General features: G+C 38.1%; 11 protein-coding genes. 8 read left to right on the forward strand and 3 right to left on the reverse strand.

The genetic code is table 11. The features are described 5' to 3' along the window. Positions 1-208 precede the first annotated feature (208 nt). The 4 genes from BC008_RS27165 to purF all read left to right on the forward strand — a co-directional run bounded on the left by BC008_RS27165 (position 209) and on the right by purF (position 7,300). The gene (locus BC008_RS27165) at positions 209-1,138 is read left to right on the forward strand and encodes a hypothetical protein (RefSeq protein WP_027846063.1); all 930 of its coding nucleotides are present in this window, start codon (positions 209-211) and stop codon (positions 1,136-1,138) included. Positions 1,139-1,517: 379 nt separating this feature from the next. Then, positions 1,518-2,600, forward strand: a complete 1,083-nt coding sequence (gene psbA / locus BC008_RS27170) for a photosystem II q(b) protein (protein ID WP_058184047.1) — start codon at positions 1,518-1,520, stop codon at positions 2,598-2,600. Positions 2,601-2,962: 362 nt separating this feature from the next. After that, positions 2,963-5,362, forward strand: a complete 2,400-nt coding sequence (gene purL, locus BC008_RS27175) for a phosphoribosylformylglycinamidine synthase subunit PurL (protein ID WP_027841908.1) — start codon at positions 2,963-2,965, stop codon at positions 5,360-5,362. Positions 5,363-5,746: 384 nt separating this feature from the next. After that, entirely contained in the window at positions 5,747-7,300 is a 1,554-nt protein-coding gene (purF, locus tag BC008_RS27180; RefSeq protein WP_027841907.1) for an amidophosphoribosyltransferase, read from the forward strand. Positions 7,301-7,624: 324 nt separating this feature from the next. On the opposite strand, the gene BC008_RS27185 is transcribed toward purF, so the two are convergent. Further along, positions 7,625-8,437 (reverse strand): hypothetical protein, encoded by an 813-nt coding sequence (locus BC008_RS27185; RefSeq protein WP_153009669.1) that lies wholly within the window; start codon positions 8,435-8,437, stop codon positions 7,625-7,627. Between the two features lie 873 nt (positions 8,438-9,310). Here BC008_RS27185 and BC008_RS27190 point away from each other — a divergent pair. Further along, complete coding sequence (locus BC008_RS27190) at positions 9,311-11,284, forward strand: AMP-dependent synthetase/ligase (protein WP_027841906.1); 1,974 nt, start codon at positions 9,311-9,313, stop codon at positions 11,282-11,284. Positions 11,285-11,326: 42 nt separating this feature from the next. Continuing rightward, positions 11,327-11,779: a YlqD family protein gene (locus BC008_RS27195; protein WP_027841905.1), complete on the forward strand. Its 453-nt coding sequence runs from the start codon at positions 11,327-11,329 to the stop codon at positions 11,777-11,779. Positions 11,780-12,122: 343 nt separating this feature from the next. Here the strand turns inward: BC008_RS27195 and BC008_RS27200 are convergent, their stop codons facing one another. Continuing rightward, entirely contained in the window at positions 12,123-12,416 is a 294-nt protein-coding gene (locus tag BC008_RS27200) for a peptidoglycan-binding domain-containing protein (protein ID WP_036264898.1), read from the reverse strand. A 207-nt stretch (positions 12,417-12,623) separates the two neighbouring features. Here BC008_RS27200 and BC008_RS27205 point away from each other — a divergent pair, with 207 nt between their 5' ends. Together BC008_RS27205 and BC008_RS27210 are read left to right on the forward strand one after the other, a co-directional pair. Beyond that, positions 12,624-12,968 carry a 2Fe-2S iron-sulfur cluster-binding protein gene (locus tag BC008_RS27205; RefSeq protein ID WP_027841903.1) on the forward strand — a complete coding sequence of 115 codons (345 nt, stop codon included), beginning with the start codon at positions 12,624-12,626 and terminating at the stop codon, positions 12,966-12,968. A gap of 71 nt (positions 12,969-13,039) precedes the next feature. Next, entirely contained in the window at positions 13,040-13,648 is a 609-nt protein-coding gene (locus BC008_RS27210; RefSeq protein ID WP_027841902.1) for a Uma2 family endonuclease, read from the forward strand. Positions 13,649-13,664: 16 nt separating this feature from the next. Here BC008_RS27210 and arfB read toward each other — a convergent pair whose 3' ends face one another. Next, positions 13,665-14,081 carry an alternative ribosome rescue aminoacyl-tRNA hydrolase ArfB gene (arfB, locus tag BC008_RS27215; protein ID WP_027841901.1) on the reverse strand — a complete coding sequence of 139 codons (417 nt, stop codon included), beginning with the start codon at positions 14,079-14,081 and terminating at the stop codon, positions 13,665-13,667. Between the last annotated feature and the right edge of the window lie 533 nt (positions 14,082-14,614).

The following is a 14,614-nucleotide window of genomic DNA, read 5'->3' on the forward strand; positions in this document are numbered from 1 at the left end:
CGTTATTAATAATTTTTTTACTTTATAGTAAGCCAGCTAATATTAAATTTATTATTTACAAATTAATTTAAATAGATGGAAATAAGTAAAAATAAATGAAAATAAATTTAAATAAATTCATTGATTTTTGGCATTTTTATTATTTATAACCTCCTACAATAGAACCAACTGAAATCAAACCAAATAATTAGATTTTTACATAAATTCTATGGATTATTTGTCAGAAATTTTCTTAAACCATATAGCGGATGAAATATTCTCAGGAAATGCGCTAGTACAAGAGTGTACTTTTAAGCATCGATTTAATCCAGACAATAAGAATTATCCTCACAAGTATGAAGACAAAGCAGGGTCGGAACGCAAACCCAAAAAAAATATTGCTGATTTAGTTGCAAAGAAAATTGGTGGTGATTATCAAAGTTCAATTGCTCAGCACATTGCAGAAGTTATTAAAAAAATATACAAAACCTATCAAGAAGAAATGGAGCAAGATGGGATAACACAGAGTCAACTGCAAGGAACAAGGGGAAGAATGTCGAGTAACGAAGATGCTCCTTGGGAAATAACTTATAAATGGTTATGGGAAGATAAATATCCCCATTGGTTGCAAGACTATATTTGGGATAGTTGGAAACAACAAGCGCAAACTAACAAAAAATGGATTCGATTTAGCGAAATCACTTTAGAATACTCTTCTAAAGGAATGGTAATCCCTCAAGCTCCATCAAAAGAAACTCTTCCCGTTGATACTCCCCTAAGTCTAGAAATTGACGTAGATTCTCCAGGAAGTTATCTGTTATTATTCAATCGCGGACAAGACATCCAAGGTAATACCACTAAATATTTAGTCGCTCCTTCTCAAGCTATAGCGCCTAATTATCAGCTAGTAGATAAAGCTAATTTAATGCCCCAACAAGGTGCAATGCTAGAAGATATCAAATTTAATGCAGAGGGTAAAGAAGAATATATTGGCATTTTAATCGATAACGCTTTAGATCTACCTTGGCTAAATCCCGATCCAGAAAATCCAGCTTTGGAATGGGAAGGTAAGCATTTAAACGAAGTGTGGAAACTGTTACAGAGTAAAGATAACTGGCAGGTATTCTATCGCGATTTTGAGGTTACATCTCCAAATTAGATAACTTTCCTCTCGCTCCGTATTTCAAGCCCCTCGACCTATCGATGGGGTAATAATTTTGAATTTTGTTAGCGCCTAGCGTTCGGCTTTACCGTACGTGGCGTTCTAAGCGTACCCGCAGATATTACATGGCGTTTAGCCATATTTTGAATTCCCCCGAAGGGGGTTGACCTTTTTGTCAGACTGATGTTCAGAAGATAGATTGGCGACTGCTTAGACAGATCCCAAATGGGTTCCACATAAGTGAAAATAATTATTTGTATAAATCAATCAAATTTTTCAATAGTTGAAAATAAGTAAAAAAGTGTTACTTGATCGGACACAAGCATAAATAGCTAGCCTAAAATGTATCTAGATATCTCAAAGCAATCATAGAAACATGACAACCACATTACGGACACGTGGCAGCGGTTCTCTATGGGAACGTTTTTGCGAATGGATTACTAGTACCGACAATCGTCTTTATGTCGGCTGGTTTGGCGTATTGATGATTCCTACGTTGTTAGCTGCAACAACTTGTTTCATTATCGCATTTATTGCAGCTCCTCCAGTAGACATTGACGGTATTCGCGAGCCCGTCGCCGGTTCCTTAATTTACGGAAATAACATTATTTCCGGTGCGATCGTACCTTCTTCTAATGCTATCGGTTTACACTTCTACCCTATCTGGGAAGCAGCTTCCCTAGATGAGTGGTTGTATAACGGTGGTCCTTATCAGTTGATCGTTTTCCACTTCTTGATCGGAGTATTCTGCTACTTGGGTCGTCAGTGGGAACTTTCTTTCCGCCTAGGTATGCGCCCCTGGATATGCGTTGCATACTCTGCACCTGTATCCGCAGCAACCGCAGTATTCTTGATCTATCCATTAGGACAAGGTTCCTTCTCTGATGGAATGCCTTTGGGTATCAGCGGTACCTTCAACTTCATGATTGTGTTCCAAGCCGAGCACAATATCTTGATGCATCCTTTCCATCAATTGGGTGTAGCAGGAGTATTCGGTGGTGCTTTGTTTAGTGCAATGCACGGTTCCTTGGTAACCTCATCCTTGGTACGTGAAACCACTGAAACTGAGTCTCTCAACTACGGTTACAAATTTGGACAAGAAGAAGAAACCTACAACATCGTAGCTGCACACGGTTACTTTGGTCGTCTAATCTTCCAATATGCGTCCTTCAATAATAGCCGTTCCTTACACTTCTTCTTAGCAGCTTGGCCTGTAGTTGGAATTTGGTTCACTGCCTTGGGTGTTAGTACCATGGCGTTCAACCTAAATGGTTTCAATTTTAACCAGTCTGTAATTGACTCTAGCGGTCATGTAATCCCCACTTGGGCAGACGTTATTAACCGAGCTAACTTAGGTATGGAAGTAATGCACGAGCGTAACGCCCACAACTTCCCATTAGATTTAGCATCTGGCGAAGTAACTCCTGTAGCTGTGAGTGCTCCCGCTATTAATGGTTAATCTTAGTTAAGTTGGTCTGAATTCACTCAATCTTGGTTAACTTGTTGTAGATATTTAGCTAATTTATCTAGCTAATTCATCTAGCCAAATAAAAAGTGCCTCTCAGGTCAAGGGGGGTGCTTTTTTGTTGGAAAAGTCAAAATTTAAAACTCAAAAGTCATCTCCTGACTCCTGACTCCTGACTCCCAACTCCCAACTCCTAACTCCTAACTCCCAACTCCTGACTCCTAACTCCTAACTCCTAACTCCTAACTCCTAACTCCTGACAAATGATAACTGATAACTCTAAATAAAAAAATAAATGCTTATTTGTACAATTAAGTCGATAAAATAATTATTCATTCCCTTGTTGCACTAGTCCTATGACCGCCACATCCCCTTCACCTTTTTCTCCTGAACAGATTGCTAAAGAAGGTTTAAAACCTGAAGAATATCAAGAAATAGTCCGGCGACTTGGACGACACCCCAATAAAGCCGAACTGGGAATGTTTGGGGTCATGTGGTCCGAACATTGTTGTTATAAGAACTCGCGCCCTCTGCTCAAACAATTTCCCACAACTGGCGATCGCATCTTAGTTGGACCTGGAGAAAACGCTGGTGTGGTCGATTTAGGTAATGGGCTACAACTAGCATTTAAAATTGAATCCCATAATCACCCTTCCGCAGTAGAACCATTTCAAGGTGCAGCTACAGGTGTAGGCGGTATACTTAGAGATATTTTTACCATGGGCGCTCGTCCGATCGCAGTCCTCAACTCTTTGCGCTTTGGTTCCCTTGAAGATGTTAAGAACCAAAGATTGTTTCATGGAGTAGTTGCAGGTATTGCCCATTATGGTAACTCTGTGGGAGTACCTACCGTTGGCGGTGAAGTGTACTTCGATCCTGCTTATTCCGGTAATCCTTTAGTTAATGCAATGGCTTTGGGGTTAATGGAAACACCAGAAATCGTTAAATCTGGTGCATCTGGGGTCGGTAACCCAGTATTATATGTTGGTTCGACCACCGGTCGTGATGGTATGGGTGGAGCTAGTTTCGCCAGCGCTGAACTTACTATTTCATCAATGGATGATCGCCCAGCAGTACAAGTAGGAGATCCTTTCTTAGAAAAATCTTTAATTGAAGCTTGTTTGGAAGCATTTAAAACCGGTGCAGTTGTTGCAGCACAGGATATGGGAGCAGCCGGTATTACCTGTTCTACGTCAGAAATGGCGGCGAAAGGTGGGGTCGGTGTTGAATTCGACTTAGATAAAATACCGGTACGCGAATTCGGAATGACTCCCTATGAATATTTGCTTTCCGAATCCCAAGAAAGAATGCTATTTGTAGCACAGAGAGGAAGAGAGCAAGAATTAATTGATATTTTTCAGCGCTGGGGACTTCATGCAGTAGTTGCAGGGGAAGTAATTTCCGAACCAATAGTAAAAATTCTGTTTGAAGGTGAAGTTGCAGCAGAAATTCCCGCCGATGCATTAGCAGAAAATACACCTTTATATCATCGAGAATTACCAGCAGAAACACCAGAATATGCAGTCAAAGCCTGGGAATGGGATGTTAATTCCTTACCACATTGCACGGTATCCGGGATCAAAATTGAAGAAGAAAGACATACCTGGAATCAAGTATTGTTAGCTCTTTTAGATACTCCTAACATCGCATCCAAAAGTTGGGTTTATCGTCAGTATGACCATCAAGTACAAAATAATACCGTAAAATTACCTGGAGGCGCAGATGCTGCTGTTATTCGCCTGCGTCCCTTAGAAAAAAATAATGATTCTTCATCCCCAGATGCGGAGGTAACCCCAAGTGGAGTTGCAGCAACAGTAGATTGTAATTCTCGCTATGTGTATCTCGACCCTTACGAAGGTGCAAAAGCTGTTGTCGCCGAAGCTGCTCGGAATTTGAGTTGTGTAGGAGCCCAACCCTTAGCAGTGACCGATAACTTAAATTTTGGTAGCCCCGAAACAGCCATTGGTTATTGGCAATTAGCATTATCTTGCCGTGGTTTAGCAGAAGGTTGTCAAGAATTGTCAACACCTGTTACCGGCGGAAATGTTTCTTTGTACAACGAAACTTTAGATGCTGATGGTAATCCCCAAGCAATTTATCCCACTCCTGTGGTGGGAATGGTAGGATTAATACCAGATTTAACTAAAACTTGCAGCCAAGCATGGGGTGAAGTTGGTGACTTGATATATCTTCTGGGATTACCAACTAACAGCCAAAGAGATCCCAAACTTACCCTTGGGGGATCGGAATATTTGGCAGCTATTCATCATATTGTTGCTGGAAGACCCCCGCAAGTAGATTTTGAATTAGAAAGGAAGGTTCAGCAAGCTTGCCGTCATGGTATCGATGTGGGCTGGATCCATTCGGCTCACGATTGTGCTGAGGGTGGTTTAGTTGTCGCCCTTGCAGAATGCTGTATTAATAGTAAGTTGGGTGCAGAAATTACCTTAGAAATTGCTCCTGATAACTCTACACGTTGGGATGAAATACTTTTTGCTGAAGGTGGGGCGAGAATTATCGTTTCTGTATCTGCGAACCAACAAGAAACTTGGGAATCTTACTTGCAAGAAAATCTTGGACAAAATTGGCAGAAATTGGGCACAGTAGCAGATTGCGATATTGGTTTGCGAGTTTTAAACGCCGATAAACAAACCTTAATTCAGGCTGGTATCGAAAAAATGAGCAATCATTATTACAATTCAATCCCCAACCGTATAGCACTTAAAAGTATAGAAGATACTACACCTGCAAGCTAGGCGATCGCATATTGGGTATGGGAAAATGAATTAACCCATTACCCATTATTCAGTTAACAGTTATCAGTTAACAGTTATCAGCTTTAATCAATAAATTACTCATTACTGTGCGCTGTCGCGCCCTGCATTAGCAAAGCGTGACCGCAAGGTCATTACCTACGGTACGCTGACGCTAGCTGCGCTAACATTACTCATTACTCATCACCAATTACCAATTATCATCTAAGTATAAATATTTGCCTAATTTCAAATTTACTTGTTTATGGTGACCATGATTGCGATACTGTTTTAATGGAAGGTTAAGTTTTTTTTAAATTGTTTGCATTTATTTGATTCAGTACTCCCATTTATTGACTTGACATCCAGAACAGGAGCAGAGCTAGCATGATTCCCCGTCCATCTACCGCTAAAGAACAATTGCATAACTCTCATAATCTCTCAGAATCGCAGCAAGTTACAGAAAATCCAAAAATTACAGAAGAGCAACAAATCATACACCAACAAGAACGTCCCGATAAACCGGAAGAAGCTTGTGGTGTTTTTGGTATCTATGCACCAGAACAAGATGTAGCTAGGCTTACTTATTTTGGATTATATGCCCTACAACACCGGGGTCAGGAATCTGCTGGAATTGCAACCTTTGAATCTCAGAAAGTCCATTTACATAAGGATATGGGCTTAGTTTCCCAAGTTTTTAATGAATCTATTTTAGATGAACTGCCTGGTAATATTGGCGTTGGTCACACTCGTTACTCAACTACTGGTTCGAGTCACAAAGCTAACGCCCAACCTGCTGTAGTTGAAACCCGTTTGGGTAAAATTGCTTTAGCGCATAACGGGAACTTAGTCAATACATTAGATTTGCGATCGCAATTACTGGAAGATAATCATAACCTAGTCACCACTACTGACTCAGAAATGATTGCTTTAGCGATCGCTCAAGAAATTAATAAAGATAAAAATTTAGATTGGTTAGAAGGAACGGTTCGAGCTTTAAAGCGATGTAAAGGGGCTTTTAGTTTAGTTATTGGAACTCCAGAAGGTGTAATGGGTACGCGGGATCCCAATGGGATTCGTCCTTTAGTAATTGGTACCTTACCCGGAAATCCGGTGCGGTATGTTCTGGCTTCTGAAACTTGCGGTTTGGATATAATTGGGGCAGAATTTTTGCGAGATGTGCAACCAGGAGAGCTAGTTTGGATTACTGAGGAAGGTTTAGCTTCTTACCACTGGAACAAGCAAGAGCAACGTAAGTTATGCATTTTTGAAATGATTTACTTTGCCCGCCCTGATAGTATGATGCACAATGAAACTTTGTATAGCTATCGATTGCGATTAGGAAAACAACTAGCTGCGGAGTCTGCTGTAGATGCAGATTTTGTCTTTGGCGTTCCAGATTCTGGAATTCCTGCTGCAATTGGTTTTTCTGAAGCTAGCGGTATTCCCTACAGCGAAGGTTTAATTAAAAATCGTTATGTTGGGCGTACTTTTATTCAACCGACCCAGAGTATGCGCGAATCTGGTATTCGAATGAAACTTAACCCTCTTAAGGATGTCCTTGACGGTAAACGGGTAGTAATTGTGGATGATTCCATTGTTCGGGGTACTACCAGTCGGAAATTAGTCAAAGCTTTGCGGGATGCAGGGGTGTCAGAAGTACATATGCGTATTTCTTCTCCACCTGTGACCCATCCTTGTTTTTATGGGATAGATACCGATACCCAGGATCAATTAATTGCTGCGACAAAATCGGTCGAAGAGATTAGCGAACAAATTGGGGTGGATAGTCTTGCTTATTTGAGTTGGGAAGGAATGCTCAAAGCAACTCAAGAAGATACTAACACTTTTTGCTCTGCTTGCTTTACTGGGGATTATCCGGTTCCTGTTCCTGATCGACTTAAAGCTTCTAAGTTGATGTTGGAAGAAACAGCGGTTTGAGGATTGGTAACAGGTAATAGGTAATGGGTAATGGGTAATTGAGAATTATGATCAATCATTACCCGGACTACTTTAATCAAAGTCCTCGCAATATAATTGAAACCGATCGAGACTTAGATACTATGAGAGTGTGTTAGGTGCATAAATTTGAGTTATTAAAAATAACTTTTAGGAGCACCGCAACGCACCTCTAAATTTTTAAAGGGAGCATCAGTTTGAGAGTCGAGTATTAGTATTATAGGGCTACGTAATTAGGTTAAGAAATTTATAAACGCTAAAACTATGAGTGCTAAAAATTTGACTTGCACGTAGTCCTATACTGCTCTATACAAAAATCTCTGTTTTTGCTCCAACTAGAGAATCAACATATTCAAATAAAGACTCCATAAAATTGAAAGTGTCATCACAACCCTTGATAAATCCTTGATATAGCTTTTGCAAATCCGATTCACTATGGACTATCTTTTCGATTGTTTCTACTGCATGGTTAGCATGTTCCTCCTCACCAGTAGAGTCCAAGTGAATATCAAACCAAATCGTATTTTCTAATTGCTCTGAGAAAAGAGAAGAACAACTTTCTTGGATTAGGTCGATTTCATATGCACCTTCGACTTCAATCGCTAAAGAGTATCCCAAAGCGAAATAAATATCGCTTGTAAAACCCTTCAACATATCGTTAATAAATTTCTCCCCTACCTTGGGAAATTGGTTTACTTCCAAATCGCAATCTTCTATAAATTCTTTGAGCAAGTCAGAATGCAAACGAGGATGAGTTTCTTCCAACAGCATATTTTTGATATAACTACGCCAGTCGTTGTTATCGTATGCATTTAGTGACTGACGCATTGCTAAAAATAGACCACAAGATGAAGCGTGGTAGTAATCATTGAAAAATGCTTGAAATCCTTCTTTTGTGAGTTTTCCACTGAGCAAAGACGCATACATTCGATTTGCGATCACTGGATGTTCACAAACTTCAAAACGATGTATTCGATCTAAAAAATCTAGAGAAGCTACCCTGCGCTTTGATTTAATTCGACGACTGAGGATAGATTCCATTTTTTCAGTTAATAACAGGTTATTAATTGGCAAAATTTCACTATGTCGATCGCCGGATCTGGATTTCAAATCATTCATGAATCTTAATTTCATTATTCTCTACACGCAAAATTTTGTCCCTCAACAGTTATTAACCTGTTGAGATAAGAATTGATATGTGACATAAATGCCTTGTGGGGTATAAAAAGTAAGAAGCTTTAGTTATCTGACCTTTATAGACCTAGCGCCAGAACATTAAGAAAAACAAAAATCTTGCACAACAAAATTATTGTAATACATCTACAAGATGGATAACAACATCATTAGATTTTTCTTACTAATGATAAATATTATGTCTGTCTGTAAATGGATTATTAATTATTATTTATTAGTTGAAAATTTGTGATATGTAGTGTCCTTTATACTTAAAAAAGCACAGATTAGAATAATATGTCAAAAATTAAGATTGAAATTTTCTTACTCGAGGGAGAGAAGCACAATTAGAGGATGTTTAAAAAGTCATATTATTTACCTAATATATCTTGGTTTCCTTCAAATTCTCCGTTCACGCAGTGCGTACAATGGATTGGAGGACTTTTACCCCCTTTTTAAGGGTGTTGGGGGATATAAACAATGATTTTGGGCAATAAACGATACTTTCCAAACGTATCTTTTAAACCGATAGGAAGCTGACGACAAATAAATAGTATTCAAATCTTGTATTGAATCGCATTTTGACGTTTTAGTAATGATCTAACGTATCAAAAAAAATTAAAATTTGAAAAAATAAGAATTTAAAATCTCAGCCCGGAATTACATCACTATTATTTGTAATCAATATTGGCATAGAAATTTACATAAAATTTAAATGTATAAGGTGTCGCTCTAACTTGGTAATTTATACCCCCATAGAGCAATATGCTGTAAACATATACTGATTCATAATTTGACTTGAAGTTTAGGTAATGAGTTATGTTGGAAACATCTACATCTTCTCCAGTTGCCAAAATCTCTAAAGAAGAACGTACCTATTTCAAGCGTTTGGTAGATTATTCTCATGTAGATGCTTTACCGGAGATTTGGTCTTTAGCAGTCAAGAAATTTGGCGATAATGTTGCTTTACATGCTCCCCATATAGATTCGGGAGTGACTTTCACTTATGCTGAATTATTTGAGAAAATTCAGTCATTTGCTAGCGGTTTACAGGGTTTAGGAGTCAAAGCAGGGGACTGCGTTTCTTTGATAGCAGATAATAGTCCCCGTTGGCTAATAGCAGATCAAGGGATAATGACAGCTGGAGCAGTTAATGCTGTACGCAGTTGTCAAGCAGACCGAGAAGAATTACTCTACATTCTTGGGAATAGTGAAAGTACAGGGTTGATAGTAGAAGACGTCAAGACTTTTGAAAAACTGTACGAAGGTCTGACAGATTTACCTATAGACAAGGTAATTTTACTTTCAGATGAAACCCCTCCTGCGAACGATAATGTAAGAGTATTAAACTTTACTCAGTTGCTCGAACTTGGTGCGAAGACAAAACTACAACCAGTCAAAAAAAAGTACGAAGATTTAGCAACCTTAATGTATACTTCTGGAACTACGGGTAAACCTAAGGGAGTAATGCTTTCCCATGGTAATTTACTCCATCAAGTCAGAAATTTGGGAGTAGTAGTTCAGCCAGAAGTTGGAGATACCATCTTAAGTATTCTTCCTACTTGGCACGTTTACGAGCGTAGTGCAGAATATTTCTTACTTTCTCAAGGTTGTAAGCAAGTTTATACAAATTTGCGTTCGATCAAGAAAGATTTGAAAGAATTTAAGCCCCATTACGTTGTTTGCGTACCCCGTTTATTAGAATCAATTTACGAAGGAGTACAAAAACAATTTCGCGAACAACCAGCTGAAAAGCAAGGTTCGATTAGTAAGTTTTTGAATATTAGCGAGAAATATATCCAAGCACAGCGAATTACTCAGCAATTAAGCTTAGATCATCTCAACAGTTCATTTTCCCAGCGTTTAACAGCCATTGGACAAGCATCTGCGCTTTATCCCATGCACGTTTTAGCAGGACAGCTTATTTATAAAAAAGTTCGGGAAGCCACTGGGGGAAGAATCAAGCAAATGATTAGTGGTGGTGGTGCACTTCCCAAACATATCGATAATTTTTTTGAAATTATTGGTGTAGAAATTTTAGTTGGTTATGGTTTAACAGAAACTTCTCCTGTAACCCACGCGCGACGTCACAGGACTAATTTACGTGGCTCCTCAGGAAAGCCCATACCGGGGACAGAAACTAAAATCGTAGACCCCGAAACCCGCCAAGCTTTACCAATAGGAAAACAGGGTTTAGTATTATTGCGGGGTCCCCAAATCATGCAAGGCTATTATCAAAATCCTGAAGCAACAGCAAAAGCAATTGATACTGAAGGATGGTTTAATAGTGGCGATCTCGGTTGGGTAACCTCCTATCAAGACTTAGTTTTGACTGGAAGGGCAAAAGATACAATTGTATTAACCAACGGAGAAAATATCGAACCCCAACCAATTGAAGATGCTTGTCTGCGATCGCCATATATTGACCAAATAATGCTTGTGGGACAAGATAAAAAATTTATTGGTGCTTTAATTGTCCCAAATCTAGAAACACTGGAGCAATGGGCAAAAAATCAAGATTTAGAACTATGTTTACCAGAAGACAATGTTACGGAGGAAAGCAGTCAGAAAATTAACCTGGAGGGTAGAATGATCCAGGATTTATTCAGGGAAGAACTGAATCGGGAAGTGCGGAATCGTCCCGGTTATCGAGGCGACGATCGCATTGTACGATTCAAACTAATCTTAGAGCCATTTTCCAAAGAAAATGGCATGATGACACAAACACTGAAAATTCGACGACATGTTGTGGTAGAACATTATCACGATACGATTGAGCAGATGTTTGCCTGATAATATCTCTGAACAACCTAATTGAGTGAACGCGAAACTTTTATGGACGTCTCCAAATCTCAGCAACTAATTCTCAAACGCATTGTTAACGTCAAAGCAATTGTTACTCCTTTATGGAAAGAAGAAGTACAACAGCAATTGCAAACTCAGATTACCCAAACTGACCAGCAGTTAGAGCAGCTTGACGTCCAAGGACAACGAGCGATCGCCGAAGTCCAAAAGCAGAGTCTGCAACCACCCGGACCCCAAACAGCACAACAGATTGAAAATATTCAAACACAAGTAAATCAAAAGAAAAGTGAATTACTAGAACAGAAAAACCAAAGTTTACAAAATCTCCAGCAAGTACAATTGCTAGAGTTAGATCAAGAAGTTAACCAATTTCAGTTAGAAGGTTTTTACAGGGTCGAGAAGGGCGATAACCTGATTAGCAAAATGCAGGTAGAAATCGTTTTACGTGATGGTATTGTCGAAGAAATTCGTGGCGATATCTAATTTCAAATCACTTTCGAATATCGTTTTTTTTAATTGACAGTTTAGATGGAAAATTAAAATTTTTCTGTTTGCTGTCGAATAGTAGTAGAGACGTCCTTTCCGGGCGTCTCTTCGTTATTTAATTTACTTTCCAGATGTCTTTTATCTTTTTGATCTGCGTTCTTAAAGGTTTATGATTAAAAACTAACACTGTCAGAATATTACAAGAAGTAAAATTATCTTCACTTAGTCAATTCGCTCTTAACAAAATCATCAATACAAGAATAAGTTGAACGTGTAGCTCGCCCAACTTATTTTTAAATAATTCCTTAACCGGTTTGAACTTTTTGCGAGTATTTAATTCTTAATAGGTATAACGGAAAATAGCATCCCCTAAAGCTTTCCATGTCTGAGGACCAACTTTTCCATCTACTGTTATATTAGGAGCAGGCGCAGGAAAAGTTATATTATAGTTATTTTGAAACTCACTTACGATATCTGCTGTTTGACTATCATATTGAGCATCAAAGTCTATTAAACTACTAACAAGCTTGGGTTTGCCAGGTGTTTGACCAAACCAAAAAAGTGAAGATAATAATTGTTCGAGAAAACGAACATCGTCTCCATTATCCCCGTTTTTTAAATTAGGTAATGTCATGGTAATCTCTCTTGTTTTATTAACTTATTAGGTAGTGAAATGCTTTGCACTTACTATCCTGAACTGTAGAGATATAATAGTCACTAGTTTGAACTTATGCAGTTTTATTTTTTTAGGATAAAATTGGCTATAGATGTAAAATCATAAATAATTTTAAAAATATAAATAATTTGGGGAATTATAGTCTTTGATTCAGGATAATAATAAATGCCTAAAATAAACGCTCAAGGAAAAACTTTTACATGCGATCGCGATCGTAATCTACGTAAAGTCTTACTAGAAAATGATATTGAACTTTACAACGGTAAATCGAAAATTATTAACTGTATGGGTATTGGTAGCTGTGGTACTTGTGCGGTTGTAGTGGAAGGGTTAACCTCTGAAAAAAACTGGAAGGAAAAAGCAAGATTGGGACTTCCTCCCCATTCTTCTAGTAGCGATCGCCGTTTAGCTTGTCAAATTAAGGTTACTGAAGATATCCGCGTGACCAAATATGATGGCTTTTGGGGACAAGGTTCCGAAGTTGTGTGGACAGCAGAAAGTGATATTTAAGAATTCATAATCTCTAAGAATTCATAATCCGCTATAAATGGATTTATAAAGAGCTTTAGGGAAAAACTATTATGATTGCTAGCGCGTCCCTACCATTTATGTCTCCCCAAGAATATCTGGAATGGGAAGAACAGCAACTTACAAAATATGAGTATGTCAATGGCGAAGTTTTCGCTATGACAGGAGGAACTCTTGCTCATAATTCCATTGCTCTAAATTTAGCATCTGCACTAAAAAACTATTTACGAGGTAAAGGCTGTAAAGTATTTATGGCGGATGCCAAACTTGGAATATCAGAGATTGGTCCTTACCATTATCCTGATGTAATGGTAACCTGTGACCGACGCGACCAAAGCGCCCGCAAAATAGTACAATTTCCCTGCTTGATTGTAGAGGTCTTATCTCCTGGAACTGAAGCTTATGACCGTGGGAGTAAATTTGCTCATTATCGCCGGATAGAAACTCTCAAAGAATATATTCTCATTGATGCAGAGAAAATGAGTGTAGAGTGTTACCGCATTAATGAACGTGGAAAATGGGAATTGACTCCCTACATCATTGACGAAACTACCTCAGAAGTAAAAGATATAGAAGTAGAATTTGATAGTGTTAACTTTCGCTGTCAATTATCTTTAATTTACGAGGATGTGATATTCAAAAGCGAAAATCAGATTCTATAGTTGAAAAGCTTGTTTACTACTCATCATCAATCTTTCTCCGATTAGATTTAATCTGACTTCGCTTAGTTTTGGAATCAAGGCGTTTTTGTTGAGAACTTGTTGTTGGTTTAGTAGGTTTACGCTTTTTCTTAACTACCATTGCACTCTTTATCAATTCTTTTAATCTAGAAAGTGCATCTTCTCGATTTTTTAGCTGACTTCTATATTCTTGAGCTTTAATTACAATAATTCCATCTTGGGTAATACGTTTATCATTCAACTTTAAAAGCTTCTCTTTATAATCATCGGGTAGTGACGAAGCTTGAATGTCAAAACGTAAATGAATCGCAGTAGCAACCTTATTCACATTTTGACCACCCGCACCTTGGGAGCGAATTGCACTAATTTCAATTTCGTTGTCCGGAATAATAACTTTGTTAGAAATTTGCAGCATAATTTGTATATAAGATTTTGGAATATAGGATTTTGGGATATAAGATTTTGAGATATAAGATTTTTTTGATGGCTAATCTGGAGAAAATTTCCAAACTAATCCTGTTTCAAGCAGTAATACGTGCCTAAAATATTCTCGAAATAACAATAGCTAACAATTATTGTAGTACGTTGCAGATTATTATTGTAGTACATTTAACAACAAATCCTGATTTGCTTTTCCCATCTCATATTGAAAACTGTAAACTTGCTAGCTATTAAACTTCGCTGCTGAAGTGACTTCCATCGAAATGTGATTTGACACAATCAATTATTTTGTCGCTTTTTCAATTGGATGCTTCAAAATTTCTCTGAGAAAATATCTCAAAGCATTACTGAATCCTTGTTTTTCTCTTGGTTCTAAACAGTTAGTAATCTGGTGATATATAATGGTTTAGTGAGTTCCCAAGCTTCTAACAAACGATTGATTGGTTCGTAAGGTTTCCATTGCTTTAAGTATTCATTTCGTAAAGTTCTTAAACGTAAACTCTTGAA

The organism is Mastigocoleus testarum BC008 (genome assembly GCF_001456025.1).
In the GTDB taxonomy this organism is placed as follows: domain Bacteria; phylum Cyanobacteriota; class Cyanobacteriia; order Cyanobacteriales; family Nostocaceae; genus Mastigocoleus; species Mastigocoleus testarum.

Coding starts and splice junctions, on each gene's coding strand:
- BC008_RS27185 (WP_153009669.1), bottom strand. CDS start 8,437: ATGAATGATTTGAAATCCAGATCCGGCGATCGACATAGTGAAATTTTG.
- purF (WP_027841907.1), top strand. CDS start 5,747: ATGATTCCCCGTCCATCTACCGCTAAAGAACAATTGCATAACTCTCAT.
- BC008_RS27205 (WP_027841903.1), top strand. CDS start 12,624: ATGCCTAAAATAAACGCTCAAGGAAAAACTTTTACATGCGATCGCGAT.
- BC008_RS27195 (WP_027841905.1), top strand. CDS start 11,327: ATGGACGTCTCCAAATCTCAGCAACTAATTCTCAAACGCATTGTTAAC.
- psbA (WP_058184047.1), top strand. CDS start 1,518: ATGACAACCACATTACGGACACGTGGCAGCGGTTCTCTATGGGAACGT.
- purL (WP_027841908.1), top strand. CDS start 2,963: ATGACCGCCACATCCCCTTCACCTTTTTCTCCTGAACAGATTGCTAAA.
- BC008_RS27200 (WP_036264898.1), bottom strand. CDS start 12,416: ATGACATTACCTAATTTAAAAAACGGGGATAATGGAGACGATGTTCGT.
- arfB (WP_027841901.1), bottom strand. CDS start 14,081: ATGCTGCAAATTTCTAACAAAGTTATTATTCCGGACAACGAAATTGAA.
- BC008_RS27190 (WP_027841906.1), top strand. CDS start 9,311: ATGTTGGAAACATCTACATCTTCTCCAGTTGCCAAAATCTCTAAAGAA.
- BC008_RS27165 (WP_027846063.1), top strand. CDS start 209: ATGGATTATTTGTCAGAAATTTTCTTAAACCATATAGCGGATGAAATA.
- BC008_RS27210 (WP_027841902.1), top strand. CDS start 13,040: ATGATTGCTAGCGCGTCCCTACCATTTATGTCTCCCCAAGAATATCTG.